General features: G+C 48.2%; 12 protein-coding genes. All 12 read left to right on the top strand.

The genetic code is table 11. From position 1 onward, the window contains the following. Nucleotides 1-10 precede the first annotated feature (10 nt). Complete coding sequence (locus tag RQM65_RS00445; protein ID WP_314011934.1) at nucleotides 11-1,429, top strand: amidohydrolase family protein; 1,419 nt, start codon at nucleotides 11-13, stop codon at nucleotides 1,427-1,429. Between the two features lie 604 nt (nucleotides 1,430-2,033). Beyond that, nucleotides 2,034-4,970: a hybrid sensor histidine kinase/response regulator transcription factor gene (locus tag RQM65_RS00440; protein ID WP_314011933.1), complete on the top strand. Its 2,937-nt coding sequence runs from the start codon at nucleotides 2,034-2,036 to the stop codon at nucleotides 4,968-4,970. Between the two features lie 132 nt (nucleotides 4,971-5,102). Further along, nucleotides 5,103-7,214, top strand: coding sequence for an IPT/TIG domain-containing protein (locus tag RQM65_RS00435; RefSeq protein WP_314011932.1), 2,112 nt, complete (start codon nucleotides 5,103-5,105; stop codon nucleotides 7,212-7,214). A gap of 203 nt (nucleotides 7,215-7,417) precedes the next feature. Continuing rightward, nucleotides 7,418-8,290, top strand: a complete 873-nt coding sequence (locus tag RQM65_RS00430; RefSeq protein WP_314011931.1) for an AraC family transcriptional regulator — start codon at nucleotides 7,418-7,420, stop codon at nucleotides 8,288-8,290. A gap of 221 nt (nucleotides 8,291-8,511) precedes the next feature. After that, entirely contained in the window at nucleotides 8,512-8,928 is a 417-nt protein-coding gene (locus tag RQM65_RS00425; protein ID WP_432279853.1) for an HYC_CC_PP family protein, read from the top strand. Between the two features lie 113 nt (nucleotides 8,929-9,041). After that, nucleotides 9,042-12,980 (top strand): efflux RND transporter permease subunit, encoded by a 3,939-nt coding sequence (locus RQM65_RS00420; protein ID WP_314011929.1) that lies wholly within the window; start codon nucleotides 9,042-9,044, stop codon nucleotides 12,978-12,980. Then, on the top strand, nucleotides 12,977-14,191 hold the full coding sequence (locus RQM65_RS00415) for a TolC family protein (RefSeq protein ID WP_314011928.1): 1,215 nt from the start codon (nucleotides 12,977-12,979) through the stop codon (nucleotides 14,189-14,191). The genes RQM65_RS00420 and RQM65_RS00415 overlap by 4 nt, the downstream gene beginning before the upstream one ends. A 102-nt stretch (nucleotides 14,192-14,293) precedes the next feature. Continuing rightward, the gene (locus RQM65_RS00410) at nucleotides 14,294-14,839 is read left to right on the top strand and encodes a DUF3347 domain-containing protein (RefSeq protein WP_314011927.1); all 546 of its coding nucleotides are present in this window, start codon (nucleotides 14,294-14,296) and stop codon (nucleotides 14,837-14,839) included. Nucleotides 14,840-15,105: 266 nt separating this feature from the next. Continuing rightward, the gene (locus RQM65_RS00405) at nucleotides 15,106-16,335 is read left to right on the top strand and encodes a permease (RefSeq protein ID WP_314011926.1); all 1,230 of its coding nucleotides are present in this window, start codon (nucleotides 15,106-15,108) and stop codon (nucleotides 16,333-16,335) included. A gap of 10 nt (nucleotides 16,336-16,345) precedes the next feature. Next, nucleotides 16,346-18,853, top strand: a complete 2,508-nt coding sequence (locus RQM65_RS00400; protein ID WP_314011924.1) for a heavy metal translocating P-type ATPase — start codon at nucleotides 16,346-16,348, stop codon at nucleotides 18,851-18,853. Between the two features lie 22 nt (nucleotides 18,854-18,875). Beyond that, nucleotides 18,876-19,367 (top strand): DUF305 domain-containing protein, encoded by a 492-nt coding sequence (locus tag RQM65_RS00395; protein WP_314011923.1) that lies wholly within the window; start codon nucleotides 18,876-18,878, stop codon nucleotides 19,365-19,367. A 4-nt stretch (nucleotides 19,368-19,371) separates the two neighbouring features. Then, on the top strand, nucleotides 19,372-21,138 hold the full coding sequence (locus tag RQM65_RS00390) for an efflux RND transporter periplasmic adaptor subunit (protein ID WP_314011922.1): 1,767 nt from the start codon (nucleotides 19,372-19,374) through the stop codon (nucleotides 21,136-21,138). The last annotated feature ends 27 nt before the right edge of the window (nucleotides 21,139-21,165 follow it).

Raw genomic sequence — 21,165 nt, 5'->3', positions numbered from 1 at the left:
AAGATCGCCTATGAAAGCCATTTATCCCTTCTTGATCGGAAGCATCCTTTTACTATCCTGCGAGCAGGAAAAATCCCTGAATTTTGATATCCTGATCCAAGATGCGAATATTGTCAATACGGAAACCGGCGCTATTATTGAAAAGCAAAACATCGGCATCAATGGCGACACCATCGCGAAAATAGCATCCCTGGACGAAACACAAAACTGGACGGGAAGCCAAATAATCAATGCCAAGGACAAATATGTGATTCCCGGACTATGGGATATGCACATGCATTTTGGGGCGGACACCCTGATCAAAGAAAATAGAAACATGCTGCCGCTCTATTTGGCAAACGGAATAACCACGATAAGGGACTGTGCCGCGGACATAAGTCCAAGTGTCCTGAAATGGCGGAAACAAATTGAGAATGGAGGCTTAGAGGGACCGACTATCTTTACGGCAGGGCCAAAACTAGAAGGCAAAAATTCAATCTGGCCGGGCGACCTGGAAATAGAAACCGAGGAAGAACTGAGTCAGGCATTGGACTCCCTAGACAAACTTCAGGTCGATTTTGTAAAAATTACCGACAACGCCCTGTCGCCCGACCTGTTTTTAAAAAGTGTAAGGGAGGCGACCTCTAGGGGTTATGCGACATCGGGCCATATTCCGCTGGCCTTACCAGTGAACAAAGTGTCGGAAGCAGGTCTGACCACCATAGAGCATATGGGGTATATGCTCAAAGCAGGCTCGTCAAAAGAGCTCGAAAGCATTGAGGAACTGAAGGAAGGAAAAATAGACCGCGGCATGGCACAGGCCCAAATCGAAAAGAATTTTGATGAGGAAACGGCCTTGAAAAAATACGAACAACTGGCCGAGAACGGAACGGCCATCGTACCCACGCTGATCGGAAACAGGATTATTTCCTATTTGGACGAGAACGACCACTTATCGGACCCCGAGCTACAGTACATAGCTCCGGGAATCATAAAGACATACGCCTGGCGGGTAGATAGGGCGAACAAGGCCTCGCCCGAAGAGGTACGGTCCCGAAAGGAGAAATATCAAAAATTGCTGGGGCTATTACCCTTGATCAAAAAATCCGGAATGATGATTATTGCCGGTACCGATGCCGGATTTCTGAACTCCTATATCTATCCCGGCTTTGCTTTGCACGATGAACTCGAAATTTTTGTGGAAGGCGGCCTCACCCCGCTGGAGGCCCTGCGGACATCGGTGGTCAACGGTCCAAAGTATTTCGGGCTGTCGGATAAGTACGGGAGCGTAAGCGAAGGCAAGGTGGCGGACCTTCTAATTCTCAACAGGAATCCCCTAGAAGATATTAGCGCTACCGAAGATATTGACCGGTTGGTCAAAAAAACAAAGGTGTACGATAGGGCGCAGCTCGATAAGATGCTAGACGACATCAAGAACCTTTATAACTAAAATAATTGCTCTTGCCGATCGGTTCTCCCATTTTTTCCGAAGAAGGCAAATTCGGTATCGCAATACACGGCTACGGATTATCTTCCTGAACTGGTAGGACGTACTTAAAATCCAACGGAAACCCGGGACGCAACCTTTGAGCTAGCATTTGGATTTTATGTAGAATTCTCGGTAAATTATCGATTTCGTTTTCCAAAAACGTCCCTAGCAGAGAATTAAAGTGTTGAAAAATTCGTATCTTTTAGCTATTCTTCCCCCGATGAAATATTCATTGGTTGATCGTGCATACTTCCTCAAAATTTAAATTCAACGCAATACTGCCTTACCTCAGTATTGAAAAGGCACAGAACCGCAAAGCTGATCCGAACCGATGACGGCTTTCCTCTTTGGTCCGGGGACCTTGACGGTCACTTATCCGATATTTTCGGTTTGCATGATGAAATCGGTCATTTGATAGCCGATAAAACAAGGGAGAGTTTCGACCACTTTGAAGTACAGCGAAATTTATTGGCGGCACAGATAAGAATAGCGAGGCGTACGGGCAGCTGCAATACCCTCTATATTATATATTCATTTTGCGTAAGGATTATTATTATACTTTGGTATGGCCAAACTACTGATCATCTTGTTTTTGTTGGTATCGGTCGCAACATGGTCTCAGTCGAAAATAGACAGTCTGGAGCGAAAGGTAGATTCTGAAACAATAGATTCTTCAAAGGTGACCATATTATTGGCTTTGGCCGATGAATACCGTTACGACAACCCTGTCCGGGCGGAAAAATATGCAATCGAAGCATTAAAATCTGCCTCTGCCATCCATGAGAAGAAATATGAAGTGTCGTCTCTAAATACCCTGGCCAATATTTTGAGCGATAGGGCCAGTAACGACTCCGCCATATTGTACTATCAAAAGGCCCTTTCGATTACGGAACGTATAGAATTCCGCGAGGGCAAAAGTGAGGCACTCATAGGATTGGGGAACACCCACAGCCGAAAGGGGAATCTCAACAAAAGTGAGCAATATCTAAAGCAGAACATTGACTTCGCCAAGGAAATCGAAGATTTTGAAGGTATTGCGAGTTCTTACAATAATCTAGGAAACATCTTTAACGAACGGGGCGAATACAAAAGGGCGATGAAAGCTTATACCGAGGCCGCAAAATTGAACACACAGATCGGCAATGAAAAGAACGCGGGAATCAATATGGCGAATATTGGGTTGATACATCAGAAATTGGGCAATTCCGATGATGCCATTGCCTACTATACAAAGAGCGATAGCCTATTTAAAAAGTTTGATTTTTTGCCGGGTAGGGCCTTCGTACTTAAAGGTATGGGCAATGTGTTTAGAAACCAGGGCAAACCTGAAGCGGCACTAGAGCAGTACCAAAAGGCGCTGGGGAGTTACGGTAAATTGGGCGGCATAAGAGAGATGTCCCAAGTCTATCAAAACATAGGGAACATTTACTCCGACAAAAAGCAATCGGCACTGGCAGTAAAAAATTACCATCGTTCACTTGTGCTTGCAAATAAAATCAGCGACTCTATTACGATCGCCATGGCCAGTCAATCGTTGGGCCAGGAATTTCTATATCTCGAAAAACTGGACAGCTCAGAATTCTATTCTGGAAAAGCGGTCGAAATTGCTCAGGGCATCGGTGCCGATTTAACCGAAATGGACGGTTATAAGACCTTGTCAGAGGTGAGTTACGCCAAAGCAGACCATAAAACTGCGTATGACCTGCGTTTAAGCTTTGAAGCTCTTCGGGATAGCTTGTATAACTTGGAAAAGCGCGATCTTGCAGAGGAAATAGAGGCCAAATACCAGAACGAACAAAAAAACAAGGAAATAGCGCTTTTGGCCTCTGAAAAGGAATTACAGGCCCTTCAATTAGAGAAAAGAAAAAATGAGCGGAACGCCATCGTCGTCTTTGCCCTTTTGGTTCTTGTGCTGGCGGTATTGTTATACAATCAATCCCGTATCAAACAAAGATCCAACAGGGAACTTCAAAAATTAAACGAGTTGAAATCCAACTTCTTCGCCAATATTTCCCATGAGTTTCGAACGCCCTTGACCTTGATTCAGGGTCCCATTGCCCATTTAGAGCAAAATCCCGATGAAAAACTCGATATGGACGATATCAAGATGATACGTCGCAACAGCAACAAGGTCTTAGGTCTGGTCAACCAAATGTTGGATCTGTCACAAATCGATGAAGGCAAGTTACGCTTGAAATGCACCGAGGGCGATGTGTTCAAATGTTTACGGACCGCTGCAGCTTCCTTCAACTCTCATGCAGCACAACGGAACATGGATTATCGGATCGACGTCCCCGACCAAATTTTATGGGCTTCATTTGACCGTGATAAATTGGAAAAGGTGGTCTACAACACCTTGAGCAATGCCTTTAAATTTAGCGATGATGATGAAATGGTAGGTTTTAGAGCAACCTATGCGGATGGGGAATTGCTCATTCAAGTTTCAGATTCCGGCTTTGGCATCAACAAGAATGAACTGCCATTTGTCTTTGACCGTTTTTATCAAGTTGACGGGAGCAGTACAAGAGATAGGGAAGGCTCGGGCATCGGTCTATCTCTGTCAAAAGATTTGGTCGAACTCATGGACGGAACGATCACTGTTTCAAGTGAAACTGGCAAGGGCACCTATTTTACGGTTCAGATTCCCTTGGAAAAAATCAAGATGCCGAAGACCCGAATGGATATTGATACGTCCGAGACATCAGATAATCGGGTTAGGCCCAGGCCCTACGAGTTGCCCAAAACCGATCTGCGCAACCTGCCCAAACTTATGATCATCGAAGATAACGAAGACATGCTTCAGCATATCAAAAAGCAACTTTTGCATAACTATCGAATCATTGAGGCCGAGGATGGTGCAAAAGGTCTGAAAATGGCGTCCACGGACATGCCCGACCTGATTATAACCGATTTAATGATGCCGAAGATGGATGGCATGGAGCTTTGCAAAAGGCTGAAGACCAATTTGGAGACCAGCCACATTCCAGTAATCATGATTACGGCACGTGCAGGCGAGCATAATAAAATCGAAGGGCTGCAGACTGGAGCCGATGCGTATCTGACCAAACCTTTCAGTGCCAAAGAATTATCGGCAAGGGTTGCCAACCTAATCGATCAGCGGCAAAGATTATGGCAGCACTATACGGATAGCCAGCGTACGGTAAGCCCCGAAAAGATGGTAACTTCTTCTTTAGACAAAAAATTCTTGGATCAGGTATTGGAGCTTTTGGAAAAAAACCACTCCGACCCCAGTTTTGGGGTGTCCCAAATGCAGCGGGAACTGGCCATGAGCAAGACCCAACTCAATCGAAAATTAAAAGCGCTGACCCAAGAATCCCCTCGTGACATACTTCGCAATTTTCGGCTTAAAAGAGCGGCTCAATTGTTAGGACAAAAAGCGGATACCGTTACTCAAATCGCCTATCAAGTGGGTTTTAATAATCTTTCGTATTTCGCCAAGTGTTTTAAGGAGCGATACGGCGTTTCGCCTTCCACCTATTAACTCTAAAGTATTTTGGTATCATTTGGTTCGCCAGTGTTACAATTTGGTTCTGGACTGTCAGTCCAAGAGTTGGTTGTACTATAATTTTGGTGCATAGCAAAGTTTCTCCTCCAATTTTAAAACACTTTTAATATGAAAACGGTATTTAAAATAGAGCGTAGATCCATTTGCAGACTGCTTATGATCATTACGGTTGCGGGTTTTATGGCAAGCAGCTGTAGCAATGATGGCGGAGATGGACCCATGGTGGATGATGACCCGGTGGACTTGGTGCCAACGATTACCGCCATTTCCCCTAGCAGCGGGCCGGTCGGAACGGAAGTAAAGATTACAGGTACCAATTTTAGTAGCACCGGCAGCGATAATGAGGTGACTTTCAATGGCGCTGCAGCTACGGTTAACTCCGGTTCGACAACACAATTGGTAGTCGATGTCCCCGAAAATGCCACTTCCGGTACGGTTTCGGTGACCGTACTTGGTGAAACCGTCAGAGGTCCATCCTTTACGGTGATTACCTCCGATACCTCATTGTGCGATCAAAACGAAATCTTGGAGAATACTGTTTGGGAAGATAAGCTGCCCGGCGATGAAATCGATTATGTGGTACAGTGCGCCATTTCAGTAAAAGGCAATGCCCTACTGACCATAGCGTCTGGGGTTATTATTGCCTTTGAGGGAGATGATAGCGGCATATTTACCAGTGAAGGCGGTGCATTGAAGGCCGTTGGTACGCAGAATGAGCCAATTAAATTTTTAGGGACTTCGGGAAAGAATGGAGTCTGGAAAGGCATTTATTTCGGTTCCAACCATCCCGAAAACCGTCTGGAACATGTAACGGTGATGCATGCAGGCCGGTCTGCCTCGAGCCAAACAGGGGAAAAAGGAGCCGTTCAATTGTCGCGGGATGAAAATTCTAGGGCGACAATCGTCAATTGTACGATTACCGATAACGATGGGTACGGCCTTTTTCTTACGGACGAAAGTGTTTTGGAAGGGTTTTCCGGAAATACGATATCGGATAATGAAAATGCCCCAGTCGCTATATTCTTCAATCAGCTGGGAGCTTTGGATGCCTCAACGGTTTATCAGGGAACCGCAAAAAACTACATCGAGGTACGTGAGAATGAAATTGAGGACGATATCGTGAATATGCCTTTGTTGAACATTCCCTATCGATTTGTGGAAAGCAAAAAATACAGTATCAAGAATACCCTGAATATTGCTGCGGGCAACACTTTGGAGTTTACCGGTGGCGCAGGGCTTCGATTGGGGGAACAGGCCTCTGATTGTGCTGACACCTCCGGGGCTTTAAATGCTACGGGAACGATGGACAGCCCTATAACCTTTAAAGGGGTAACGGCCGGAAAAGGTAGCTGGCTGGGCATTGGGTTCAATTCATCAAGTCCGAACAATAAGTTGGTTTACTGCAATATTTCGGATGGCGGCAGCAGCGGGATATACAACGCTTCCGATTTCGCGGCCAACATCACATTACAATGCGAAAGTAGGGTTACTATCCAAAATTCGACAATTTCGAATAGTGCCGGATTCGGAATCTACATGCTGGACAATGATGCGGAACTGGAGGGCTTTGAACTAAATGAAATCGTGAACAACGAGTTGGCGCCACTTTGGATGCATCTGCCACAGGTCGATCAATTGGATTCCGAAACATCATATGCAGAAGGCAATGGAAGGCCGTACATTCAAATCGAAGGAAATGCGGTAACGGAAGCCGATCTTACCATTAAAAAATTGGAGGTGCCCTACCGTATCGAAACAGAAAAGTCCGGTCGTGAGACCTATGTGGAAAGGGCCATCACCATCGAAGCCGGTACCATTCTGGAGTTTGAGACCGGTGCAGGCATGGTTCTGGGCAGTCCGGGGGTCGACTGCATCCCGACGACAGGGTCAATGAATGCCCAGGGCACGGCCGAAGAACCCATAGTTTTCAGGGGAGCTGCCGAAGGTCAGGGCACGTGGTTGGGTATCGGTATTAATTCCAGTTCCAGCGCGAACCAATTATCCTACTGTGAGATTTCAGGCGGTGGTTCCAAGCAAATGTACAACGCGGGAGGGCAGGGCAACATCGTAATCCATTGCAGCGGTAACCTGAACATCGAAAACTGCACGATCGAGGATAGTGGTGGATGGGGCATCGATTTCGTACAGGGCGGAAATTCCTTATCCGAAACCGAAACTACTTTTTCCAATAATGCACTGGGCAATATAGCATCCGATTGAGCCAAATAGTAGATTTCAAAAATGAATTATATATGAAGTCCATGTAAATGCAATTGATAAAATACCTCGGATGCGGAATGTAAGGTCAACGTTTCTATAAATTATTTCAAAGCTAAACTTTCAAAGGCAAGATATAAGCCTGATTCTTGTCGATACGACAGCATGGGTATGACCAAGAGTATCATTTTTGGTTATATTTGAGAATGGAAACTACGGAAATTAGATTGTTCAAGGAGTCCGACCAATCCTTTATCTATCATGTAGAGGATAAAAATTTTGGGGTGTACCACTACCATCCGGAGTATGAGCTAATACTAGTTGACAAAGGCAGCGGAGTGCGTATCGTAGGCGACGACATCAGCGAATTTCAAGAGGCCGACCTTGTTTTTTTAGGCTCTTCCCTCTCGCACGTATGGCGGTGCGACCCCGAATATTATGCCGATGACGGTACGTTTACCGGAAAGGGCTACGTTATACAGTTTTTGGAGGAATTCATGGGACAACGGTTTATCGATCTTCTGGAAAACCGCGGCCTTCGTACCTTCTTGTCCCATTCTGCAAGGGGTTGTGAATTTTTCGGAAAAACGAAGGAACGCATTACCGAAATTATGTTGGCGATGAACAGCATGCATCCTACCCAAAGGCTGTATTCCCTGCTCTCCATCTTCGAAATTTTTGCTACAACCGAAGAATATCGCTTAATCTGCAGCCCCGTATTCCAGGAAAACACGGAAATGTCGGAAAGCGGTCCCCTGCGCGACGTAGTGGAGTATTTATTGAAAAATTTTAAAAAAGAAATCATGTTGAGGGATGTGCTGGAAATTGCCAACATGTCCAATACCCAGTTCTTTTTGACCTTTAAAAAAAGGTACAGAATGCCCTTTAAAAGTTATTTATTGAAATTGAGGATCGGTTACGCCTGTCGGTTACTGGACAATCCGAATCTCAATATTTCCCAAATTGCCTACGAATCCGGTTTTCAGAACCTTTCTAATTTCAACAGGCATTTTAAATCCATCAAAGGATGTACTCCATCTGCCTATAGAAAGAGTCTGGAATTTAAGCTCATCGCCTAATCCTGGATTTGTATCAAGGATAAATGGCATCCGATAGAAGTATTAGTTATGGGCGTTTAATCGGGGCTAGGAGGGAAGGTATCGTTCCGCGATGCGCCGAGTTAATAAATCCGATTAAACTTTTGTTAAGGATAAAAAATTTGCGTAGGGTTTCAGTAATTTTGCATTTATGTTGTAATTTTATAGTTATTTTTACGCAATAAAAGGATAGCATTCCAGTGTTGAAAAAGATTTTCCATAAAATATCGGCGGTTTCGATGGCATTCGTAGTGCTGTTCACCACGATGTCCTTTACAGTTGACATGCACTACTGCGGGGATACCTTGATGGATTTTTCAATCAGCCACAAGGATGCAACCTGTGGAATGGAAAAACGGGAGGATCCGATGTCCTGCGAAAGCGGTATGACTGAAGAATCCTGTTGTACCGACGCGCAGATGGTCCTCGAAGGCCAAGATGATCTAAAGCATTCCTTTCATTCCCTATCCTTTGACCAACAGGTATTCGTTGCCTCGTTTATCTACGCCTATATCAGCCTTTTGGATGGAACCGAATCCAAAGCGGTCCCTTTTGACGATTACGCGCCCCCGTTCCTGAAACGGGACGTGCTAGTACTGCATCAGACCTTTTTAATTTGATTTTTAAACGGTAGCCTACCCTTCCCGTAGGCCCTAAGCCCGATGACGTCCGTTCGTCCGGGCAAAACTTTTTGTATCCGTACTTCTTGTTTACCGTTTAACTATCGTTCTTTATGCTTAACAAAGCGATAAAATTTCTTATCGAAAATAAGTTGGTGGCCCTATTGCTGCTTGCCCTGTTCGTGGGCTGGGGCATGGTTCACGCACCTTTTAAATGGGATGTGGGGCTATTGCCGAGCAATCCGGTGGCCGTGGATGCCATTCCCGATATCGGAGAAAACCAGCAAATTGTCTTTACCCCATGGGAAGGCCGTAGTCCCCAGGATATCGAGGACCAGATCACCTATCCGCTAACGACCTCCCTGTTGGGGATTCCCGGGGTCAAGACTATCCGGAGCTCGTCCATGTTCGGGTTTTCTAGCATTTACGTCATTTTCGAGGAGGATGTTGAATTCTATTGGTCCCGCAGCCGTATCCTTGAAAAATTGAATTCCCTCCCATCGGGATTGCTTCCCGATGGGGTCAATCCCTCTTTGGGTCCCGATGCCACGGGCTTGGGCCAGATATTTTGGTACACGTTGGAAGGGCGGGATAAAGATGGAAACGTAACCGGTGGGTGGGACCTGCACGAGCTCCGCAGTGTTCAGGACTACTATGTGAAGTACGCCCTTTCCTCCGCCAGTGGCGTGGCCGAAGTCGCCTCTATTGGCGGATACGTGCAGGAATACCAGATCGACGTGGATCCCGAACTGATGCGGCAATACGGTATCCGGTTAAACGATGTGGTCAAGGCCGTCAAACAGTCCAATCAAGACATAGGGGCACAGACGCTCGAAATTAACCAGGCGGAATACCTGGTTCGGGGGCTGGGCTACGTCAAATCTATTGCGGACATCGAAAATGCCGTAGTCGATTCCGAAAACTATACCTCCATTCGAATTAAGGATGTGGCCCGGGTGCATCTAGGCCCGTCGCCGCGTCGGGGGATATTGGATAAGGAAGGCGCCGAGGTCGTAGGCGGGGTCGTAGTGGCCCGGTACGGGGCGAACCCTTTGGAAGTTATCAACAACGTCAAGGATCAACTTGCCGAACTCTCATCCGGACTGCCCTCAAAAGAACTGGCCGATGGCCGTACCTCGCAGTTGACCGTAGTTCCCTTTTACGACCGCACCGAGCTGATCCAGGAAACTCTGGGCACGCTCAACGAAGCCCTGACATTGGAGATTCTGATCACTATTTTGGTCATCATCATAATGGTATTCAATCTGCGGGCTTCCGTATTGATTTCCGGATTGCTTCCCGTGGCCGTTTTGATGGTGTTTATCGCGATGAAACTCTTTGATGTCGATGCCAATATCGTTGCCCTTTCGGGTATTGCCATCGCCATCGGAACGATGGTGGATATGGGGGTCATCTTGTCCGAAAATATTATCCGGCATCTGGAGGAGAACGACAAGCTAAAAACACAAAATGAAAAATTGGAGGCCTCGGATGTAGGCTCCAATGCAGAACCTGGAGCAGCGGAGATTCGGCTATCCCGTTCAATTAATACCATCGTGTACAATGCCACCAAGGAGGTTTCCGGGGCCATCCTCACCGCGGTACTAACGACCATCATCAGCTTTATACCCGTCTTTACGATGGTAGGCGCCGAAGGCAAATTGTTCCGCCCCCTGGCCTTTACCAAGACCATGGCGCTCGCCGCGGCCGTGGTGGTGGCGCTGTTCCTGATTCCGCCATTTGCGGCACTTTTCTTTGACAGAAAACGGAGTAAGAGTATCATCGGCTACGTGTTTAGTATCCTACTGATTCTTACCGGCCTTTGGGCGGTGGTCTCAGGGTATTGGTTGGGACTGGTTCTAATAGCCTTCGGGACCATCCGACCTTTGCGCGAGCCGAATTTGACATCGAAATTGTTCAACGGATTTACCCTCTCCGATAAAAAGGCCGGCCTGCTCAATATTGTTATTTCCGCAGCGGCCGTGGTCTTTTTGCTAGCTACCTACTGGCGGCCCCTTGGTTTTGACCGCAACGTTTTTATGAACCTTATTTTCGTGGGAATCATCTGTTTCGGATTATTGGGGGCTTTTTATGTGTTCCGGATGTATTACACCCGTATCCTGAGATGGGCGTTACGAAACAAGTTCCTTTTTCTTTCCGTCCCTGCCGTCATTGTGGTCTTGGGCGTACTGATCATGCAGAACACCGGTAAGGAGTTCATGCCCTCGTTAAATGAAGGATCTTTTTTACTGATGCCCACTTCGCTGCCACACGCGGGAGTGGCCGAAAACAAGCGCGTACTACAACAATTGGATATGGCCGTCGCCAGTATTCCCGAAGTGGAGACCGTAGTCGGGAAAGCGGGCCGGACGGAATCGGCCTTGGACCCTGCACCGCTGTCCATGTACGAAAACATCATCCAATACCGCGACGAATACCAGACCAATACAGCTGGGGAACGCCAACGGTATCGGGTAAACGAGGATGGTTTCTTTGAATTGAAAAACGGGAACGTTGTCGCCAATCCCAATCTCCCTGTCAGTTCGAGCCTTTCGACTCCGCTCAAGACAGGCGCAGTTGAGAAGAGTCAGGCCGAGGGAGATCACGGCCGAGAAAACTCCCCTGTCAGTTCGAGCGCAGTCGAGAACGAGACCTTTGAGAATCGAGTTGTCGACCCCTTCGATTTTGATCGCAGCCAATTGATAGCGGACGACGGTGGGGAGTACTTCCGCAATTGGCGGCCGGAAATACAATCGCCCGATGACATTTGGAACGAAATTGTCAGCGTTACTAAGTTACCGGGAATAACCTCTGCTCCTAAATTACAGCCCATCGAGACCCGATTGGTCATGCTCCAGACCGGGATGCGCGCGCCGATGGGGATTAAGGTCAAGGGACAAGATCTGCGCCAGATAGAGGAGTTCGGCGTGCAACTGGAAGCTATCCTGAAACCTGTCGAAGGCGTAAAGGCCGAGGCGGTGTTTGCCGATCGGATCGTAGGGAAACCTTATTTGCTTATCGACATTAAAAGGGAGCAACTGGCACGGTACGGAATCACGATCGCAGATGTGCAACAGGTGCTATCCGTCGCCGTAGGCGGAATGCCCCTTACCCAGACTGTGGAAGGCCGGGAGCGGTACGCAGTCCGGGTGCGATATCCCCGGGAACTCCGTGATAATCCTTCTGATTTAAAGAACATTTACGTTCCCGTTGAAAAAGGCAGTCCCGTTCCCTTGGGCGAACTGGTGGACATCCGATACGAGAAAGGACCGCAGGTAATTAAAAGTGAGGACACGTTTTTGGTGGGCTACGTGCTATTCGATAAACGGGACGGCTTTGCCGAGGTAGATGTAGTGGAAAACGCCCAGGCCGCCATCAGGGAGAAAATCGATAGTGGGGCGCTTGTCGTTCCCAAAGGCATCAGCTACGCGTTTACCGGCACCTACGAGAACCAACTACGGGCGGAAAAGACGTTGTCCGTTGTCGTGCCGCTTTCGTTGATCATCATTTTCCTTATCCTGTACTTTCAGTTTAGGAGCGTATCGACTTCCCTGATGGTCTTTACGGGTATTGCCGTGGCCTTCGCCGGAGGATTTTTGATGATCTGGTTTTATGGGCAGGACTGGTTCTTGAATTTTAGCATCTTCGGCGAAAATCTGCGTGATCTCTTTCAGGTGCATCCCATTAACCTGAGCGTGGCCGTTTGGGTCGGCTTTATCGCGCTTTTCGGGATTGCGACCGATGACGGGGTGGTGATGGCGACCTATCTGACCCAGACCTTTGCCCGAAATAGTCCCGATAGCCCACAGGGTATTCGCGATTCTGTTGTAGAGGCGGGACAAAAGCGAATCCGACCTTGTTTAATGACTACGGCGACTACTATTTTGGCCCTGCTGCCAATTCTGACTTCCACCGGTCGCGGCAGCGATATCATGATTCCGATGGCCATCCCCAGTTTCGGGGGAATGCTCATCGCGCTTATTACCCTTTTTGTGGTACCCGTGCTTTATGGATGGAGGAAGGAAGTCGAACTTAAAAAAGGAAACCCATGAAAGGAATAGCAACAATGGTATCGCTGCTTCTTGTTGGAGTATTTGTCCAAGGACAACAGTTGCAATCCTACATCCAGCAAGCTCAGGATAACAACCCCGATATCCGGGCGTATGAGCTACGCCATGAGATTGCCGAGGAAAAAGTGAACGAAGCCAATTGGCTGCCCAACACCGAATTCGGTGCGGCCATTTTTGCCAGCGAGCCGGAGACCCGGACGGGACCGCAGGAAGCGAAGTTTTCCGCCACACAGATGCTGCCCTGGTTCGGGACGGTCTCGGCGCGGGAGAATTATGCACGGGCAACGGCCGATACGGAATATTTGGAATATCGTATCGCCAAACGCAAACTGGCCTTGAACGTGGCACAATCCTACTACGCCCTTTACACGCTCAAGGCGAAGCAAAATGTATTGGCCGACAACATTGATCTGTTGGATACCTATGAACGGCTTGCGCTGACCGCGGTAGAAGTAAACAATGCCAGCGCCGTTGACGTACTGCGATTGCAGATTCGTCAAAATGAAATGAAGCAGCAGAAAGCGGTGCTTCAAGAGCAGTATTTGGCAGAACAGGCAAATTTTAACGGGCTGCTGAACCAAGACTGGCGGTCTTTCATCGAAGTACTGCCTCAAATCGATATCCCAATATCAGACCCCGTGATTACCGACAGCCTTCAGCTCAATCCCGAGTTGACCCGTTTTGACAAACTGTACGAGTCGGTCGCCCGGGCAGAATTGCTCAACCGAAAAGAGAGCGCCCCGATGCTCGGCTTCGGATTGGATTATGTGCCCGTTCAGGAACGATCGGACATGATGCCGGATGATAACGGCAAGGACATCTTGATGCCCATGGTCTCTATCAGCATCCCCATTTTCAACAACCAATACAAGTCCCGCACCAAACAGAACGAACTGCGGCAGAGCGAGATCGAATCCCAAAAACAGGAGCGGTTGAACGTGCTACGATCCGCTTTGGCAAAAGCAAAATCCGAACGCAATGCGGCACGCATCGAGTTCAATACGCGGGAACAGAACATCCAACAGGCCAAAAATGCTGAAGAAATCCTACTTAAAAATTATGAGACCGGCACCATCGATTTTGACGACGTGCTCGATCTACAGGAATTGCAGTTGAAATTCCAACTGGAACAAGTTGAATCCATAAAAAAATACTATGTGGAATCCGCAGTCATTAATTATTTGACCAATTAACCTAGCAAAAAACTAAGCGATGAGCCAAATAGTATTGCCAAATACAGAATTGAAAGCGGTCTGTCCGCCTGATTTATATTTTAAACTTAAAAACCATAAAAAATGAAAACTAGAACGATGACATTCGCAGCGGCACTGACCCTTGCCCTAGCGGTAGGCTGCAAAGAGAACAAGACCAAAAAGAACGTAGGGATAGATACCCCGAAAGAGGTTGAACAGCAGAAGACGGAGACCTCCGATATTGCGGACCAGGGTTTTGTTGACGGTATGACGGGCAAAGTATGGCACAATTACCTGCAATTAAAAATGGCCTTGGTCAACAGTGATAGCGATGCGGCACAAAAAGCTGCGGGCGACATGGCCGAAAGCTTTGATCAAGAACGCGCGGATATGAAATCGCTGGCGCAGCAAATCGCGGATTCAGATGGACTTGAAGAGCAGCGGCAACTGTTTTCCGAGTTTGGGGAGAAGGTCGAGGACCTATTTACCGAAGCCTTGAGCGAAGGCACCATTTACAAGCAGTATTGCCCGATGGCCTTTGATAACGAGGGGGCCTACTGGTTTTCCGATGTGTCCGAAATTCGCAATCCCTATTTCGGGGATCGGATGCTGAAATGCGGTTCGGTAAAGGAAGAGATCAAGGGGTAGCGGATAGTGCGCAGGCGCCATGGTCTTGGTTCCCCAGGGCTCATGGGAACCCGGCGGGAACAGGGACGGAAAGAGCAGGGAATGAAGATGGATGCGCTCTCGGGAATATCCGAAAATCGATTCAATTTTTTAAAAGCACCGTGAACATTGGGCTGTTCTTGTCCCCTGCTCCTTTCGCCATTTAGTCGGATTCAACGGATTCTAAGGATGAAATACCGATAGTCCGGTTTCAGAAAATAACTGTAGATCCTCAAAAAAACAGTACAATGAACGACTTTTTAAAACAATGGGGCGAAGCGGCCTATACGACCAGCGGCTTCTTCTGGATGGCCCTTTGGGCCTTTGCCCTGGGCTATATTATCAGCAGTATGATCCAGGTGTTCGTTACCGAAAAACGAATGCAGCGGACAATGGGGGGCAAGGAAAGCCGTGGGGTACTTCTAGGTACATTTTTCGGCTTTATTAGCAGTTCATGCAGCTTTGCGGCGCTGGCCTCGGCAAAATCCATTTTCAAAAAAGGGGCCAGTTTTGTATCCTCCATCGCTTTTTTGTTGGCTTCTACCAACTTGGTCATCGAACTGGGGATTATCATTTCCATCTTTTTGGGCTGGCAGTTCGTGGTCGGCGAATATGTGGGCGGAATTCTTCTAATTCTTATTTGCTGGATGCTCATCCGCCTCATCAACCCCAAAAAATTGATCGACAAAGCCCGTAAAAATCTGGAGCAGGAAGACAGTGAAGATGGGATGGATGCTTCGAAGGATTGGAAAAAGCAGATCAAAAAGGAGAATAGCTGGGCCAAGGTGGCCAAAAAATACAAGATGGAATGGCAGATGGTCTGGAAGGATGTGACCGTGGGCTTCACTATTGCCGGGATCGTGGCCGTCTTTGTTCCGGATGCTTTTTTTGAGACCCTCTTCATCAATAGTGGCCAGGGCAATACCGACTTCAGCTTTTTGGAAATCCTGGAGCATATTTTAGTGGGACCGGTAGCCGCTTTTTTGACGTTCATCGGATCGATGGGCAATATTCCCCTTGCGGCACTACTTTTCGGCAAAGGCGTTAGTTTTGCCGGGGTAATGGCCTTTATTTTTAGCGATTTGGTCGTTTTTCCCGTATTGAGGATCAATGCCAAGTACTACGGATGGAAAATGTCGTTCTTTATCCTGTTTCTGTTGTTTACGGCCTTGATCGGTACGTCTTTGGTCTTGCATTATAGTTTCGATCTATTTGGGATAATTCCCGATCCCTCGCAGGCCAAAATCCAAGATAGCGAGTTCTTTAAGTTAGATTATACGTTTTACCTCAACATCGCCTTCTTGGCCATTTCGGGATACTTGGTCTATCTTGGCTTTTTCAAGAAAAAGGATGTCGAACATTCCATGAGCGAGATGGCACCGAAAAGTCCCCTACTGGAGAATATCTTAAAGTATGCGGCCTTTATTTGCTATGTTTGGCTCACTGGTGGATTGATCGTGAAATTTTTTATTAATTAAATCAGAAACTGTGAAACATACCTATCATATACACGGAATGACTTGTGACGGCTGCCGGAACCACGTCGAGCAAACGCTCAAGGCGGTGAACGGCGTAACCGATGCAATGGTCGATTTACAAAAAGAGGAGGCGGTTATCGAAATGGGGCGTCACGTCGAATTGGAGGCGTTTCAGAAAGCCTTGCAAGCCGATGGAGGCAACTATAGCATTCATTTGCCCGGCGAGCAAGACGGCCACCCCAAGCAAGAAAAGCCAAAACCGAAAGGAAACGGTACGGGAACCTTTTATTGCCCTATGCACTGTGAGGGGGACAAAACTTATGACAGTCCAGGTGACTGTCCCGTATGCGGAATGGATCTGGTGGAAGAACAAAGTCTGTCCACCAACTCAACATCTGAAAAATGGACCTGCCCGATGCACCCCGAGGTAGTGGAGGACGGGCCCGGCGACTGCCCCATTTGCGGAATGGACTTGGTGCCGATGGAACCTGATCTCTCGGTGGAAGAAAAAACCTATCGAAAGCTGCTGAACAAATTCTGGATCGCACTGGCATTCACCTTCCCTATTTTCATCATTGCGATGAGCGAAATGCTGCCCAACAATCCGATTTACGGGTGGATGGACCAAAAATATTGGAATTGGATCCAGTTCGCCCTTTCGCTGCCCGTGGTGTTCTACGCCACCTGGATGTTCTTTGAGCGCGCCTACCGGAGTATCAAGACCTGGAACCTGAACATGTTTACGCTCATCGGTATCGGTGCGGGCGTAGCCTGGATTTTTAGCGTGTTCGGGATGTTCTTTCCCGATTTTTTTCCGCCGCAGTTCAAAACTGAATTCGGAACGGTACACGTCTATTTTGAAGCGGCTACCGTTATCTTGACCCTAGTGCTGCTGGGGCAGGTATTGGAGGCCAGGGCGCACAGCAAAACCAATTCAGCGGTAAAGGAGCTGTTGAAACTCGCACCCAATAAAGCGGTCAAGCTAGTTGACGGCGAAGAAGTTGAGGTCCGTATCGATGACATTGAAATCGGCGACATCCTCAGGGTAAAGCCGGGGGATAAGATTCCTGTAGATGGGGTTATCGAAGAAGGAAACAGTGCCATAGACGAGGCCATGATTACCGGAGAGCCCATCCCCGTAAGTAAAGGCGAAGGCGACAAAGTGAGCAGCGGGACCATTAACGGCAACCGATCCTTTTTGATGAAAGCCGAAAAAGTGGGAAGCGATACCTTGCTTTCCCAAATCATTACCATGGTCAATGAGGCCAGCCGGAGTCGTGCGCCTATCCAGAATCTGGCCGATACCGTTTCGGCCTACTTCGTGCCGATTGTGGTTATTATCGCGGTGATAACATTTGCGGTCTGGGCCCTATGGGGGCCGGAACCCGCTTACGTATATGCGCTTGTCAATGCCATTGCGGTACTAATTATCGCTTGCCCCTGTGCGTTGGGCCTTGCCACCCCCATGTCCGTCATGGTAGGGGTGGGCAAAGGGGCGCAAAACGGAGTGCTTATCAAAAACGCGGAGGCCCTGGAAAAAATGGACAAGGTAAATTCCCTTATCGTCGATAAGACCGGAACCATCACCGAAGGAAAACCCACGGTGGAGAGAGTAGGGGCGTTCGGCGAGGCTATTTCCGAAGAGAAGGTGTTACAGTTCATCGTGGCCCTGAACAGCAATAGCGAGCATCCACTGGCCGAAGCCACGGTAGCGTACGGAAGGGAAAAGAACGTCAAAGCGCAGAAAGCGGACAACTTCAATGCCGTAACGGGTAAAGGGGTGGAAGGTTCCGTGAGTGGGAAGCAGTTGGCCTTGGGCAATCCAAAGATGATGCAATATGCCAAAACTGAAATTTCCGAGGCGAAAGCAAATGAAGCAAAGGAATACCAAATGCAGGGCAAAACGGTTTCCTACCTGTCCGTCGATAGAGAGCTCGTGGGCTATGTCGTCATCGGCGACAAAATCAAAGCGACCAGTGCCAGGGCTATCAAGGAACTGCAGGATATGGGTATCGACGTCACTATGCTTACGGGTGATAACCACGATACCGCTCAAGCGGTGGCAGGCGAACTCGACCTGGCCGATTTTAAGGCGAGTATGCTGCCGGAAGACAAGCTCAAAGAGGTAGAACGCCTACAATCTGAAGGCAAATCCGTGGCCATGGCAGGTGATGGTATCAACGATGCCCCGGCCTTGGCGAAAAGCGATGTGGGCATTGCCATGGGCACCGGTACCGATGTCGCCATCGAAAGTGCAGCCATAACCCTCGTAAAGGGCGATCTGCACGGTATCGTAAAAGCGCGGAACCTAAGCGATGCCGTAATGCTCAACATAAAACAGAACCTGTTCTTTGCGCTTATCTACAACACATTGGGCGTTCCCATTGCGGCTGGGGTTCTCTATCCTTTTTTCGGAATTTTACTTTCGCCCATGATCGCGGCCTTGGCAATGAGTTTTAGCTCGGTTTCCGTGATAGCCAATGCCTTGCGATTGCGTTCTAAAAAAATCGATAGCTAATAAACATTGAAAATTGAGACTTATGGATTCAAATAAAAAACAAAAAACAGGAAAAAAGCGAAACCAATACACGGTATTCATGGCCATGCTTGGGGCATCTTTCGTCGCCATGTACATCACCATGTATTTGAATACTTATCAATGGGATCACGTATATTTTAGTCTCACCCGCTTTTATATGACCTGTCTGGGCATTTCGGCTATGGCGGTTATTATGCTGACGGCAATGTTGAAGATGTACGGGAACCAAGCAAAGAATATAGCAATTTATTTGGGTAGTTTGGTATTGTTCGGGAGTGCTACCTATTTGGTAAGGGCACAAAAACCCGTAGATGATGTCACTTGGATGAAAGCCATGATTCCCCATCATTCCATTGCCATCTTGACCAGCAGCCGGGCCGACATTCAAGACCCGGAAGCAAAAAAGCTGGCCGAAGAGATTATCGAGGCCCAAGCCCGGGAAATCGCCCAAATGAAAAAGATTATCTACCGTCTTGAAAACGACGAAAAATAAGGTTATGAAGAAGACTACACTATTAATCGCTTTGGCAGCTGCCGTCGGACTTTTGGTCGGATGGCTGCTTTTTGGCAATACCGATACGGACGGAGCTGTCGTGAAAGACGCCTCCGGTATGGCGGACGACCATGACCATGCCGCTGAAGAGGATGCCCAAATGTGGACCTGCTCCATGCACCCCCAGATCATGCAGCCTGAACCGGGGGACTGTCCCATTTGTGGGATGGACTTGATTCCTGCCGAGACCGGGGCCGACGGCCTAGACGTCGACGAGTTTGCGATGACCGATAACGCTATGGCCCTCGCCAATATCCGAACCACTACGGTCAATAGCGGAACGAGGGATGAAGACGGCTTTGTCGCCCTGTCGGGAAGAATCACCGAAAACGATGAGGCGAATACGGTGCAGGCCAGCTATTTCGACGGCCGCATCGAGCAGTTAAAGGTAACCTATAAAGGGCAGCAGGTAAAACGCGGGCAGTTATTGGCCACTATATATTCCCCGAATCTTGTGGCCGCCCAGCAAGAATTGCTCACCGCGGCGGCACTAAAGGAGTCGCAACCCGGGCTTTACCAAGCGGTCCGTAACAAACTCAAAAACTGGAAACTCTCCGATAAACAGATCGACCAGATCGAACAGAGCGGAAAGGTAAAGGAAAATTTTCCGATCTATGCTACCGTTTCCGGTACGGTAACGGAGGTAATGGCCGCCCGCGGAGATTATGTGCAGGCCGGGCAGCCCATCGCCAGATTGAGTAATTTAAGCACGGTTTGGGCCGATTTCGATGCCTATGAAGGCCAGTTGAACCAATTTAAGGTGGGACAGGACATCATGATTACCAGTAACGCCTATCCCAATCAGGAATTCGATGCGCGTATCTCATTTATCGACCCTGTGCTCGATACCCAGACCCGTACGGTCACGGTGAGGGCAACCCTAAACAACAATGAGGGATTGTTAAAGCCGGGGATGTTCGTGAAGGGTAAGATTGCCACCGGCAGCTCCGACGAGAATGGACAGCTTACGGTGCCCTCCAGTGCCGTGATGTGGACGGGCGAGCGTTCACTCGTATATGTGAAGTCGCAGCCCGATGAACCGGTATTCGAAATGCGGGAGGTACAGCTGGGCAACCGTAGCGGCGACCGATTTATCATTGTAGGGGGACTCGAAGGCGGGGAGGAAATTGTGACCAACGGCACGTTTACCGTGGATGCCGCTGCACAATTGCAGGGAAAGAAATCGATGATGAACCAAGGGCAGGCGAGCGGCAATGACGATACCGAGAAACAAGATTCGGAAAAGATGTCTCCTACGGCGATGGAAATGGAACTTCCCCCAGCTTTTCAAGAGAAACTTATTACCGCAATGCCCGCTTACCTTGAACTCAAGGACGCCTTGGTAGCCGGGGACCCCAATGCGGCCTCGACCCATGCGAAAACGGCTGCTGAAAAAACAAAAGCCATAGCCCAAGATGGTTTGGGTCCCATGCTCGAATCCCATCTGCAAAAAAGCATCGAAATGCTCGATGCTATTGGAACCAATGAAAATCTGGAAAACCAACGCTCCCATTTTGTCCTACTCAACGAGAACTGGGTGGCGTTGGCCGTCAACTTAGATAATGTGGATGAAATCCTTTTCGTTCAAAAATGTCCGATGGCCGATAACGACCAAGGCGCTTCTTGGCTGAGCAAACAAAAGGAAATCCGGAATCCCTATTACGGAGATGCGATGCTGACCTGTGGAAGCATAATCGATTCTATCCAATAGTAAAATTGCAAGGCTGGCCCTATCGAA

It is taken from the genome of Pricia mediterranea (assembly GCF_032248455.1).
Classification (GTDB): Bacteria; Bacteroidota; Bacteroidia; order Flavobacteriales; family Flavobacteriaceae; genus Pricia; species Pricia mediterranea.
The sequence above is the reverse complement of the archived record's forward strand: the minus strand, read 5'-3'. Positions and strand labels throughout refer to the sequence as shown.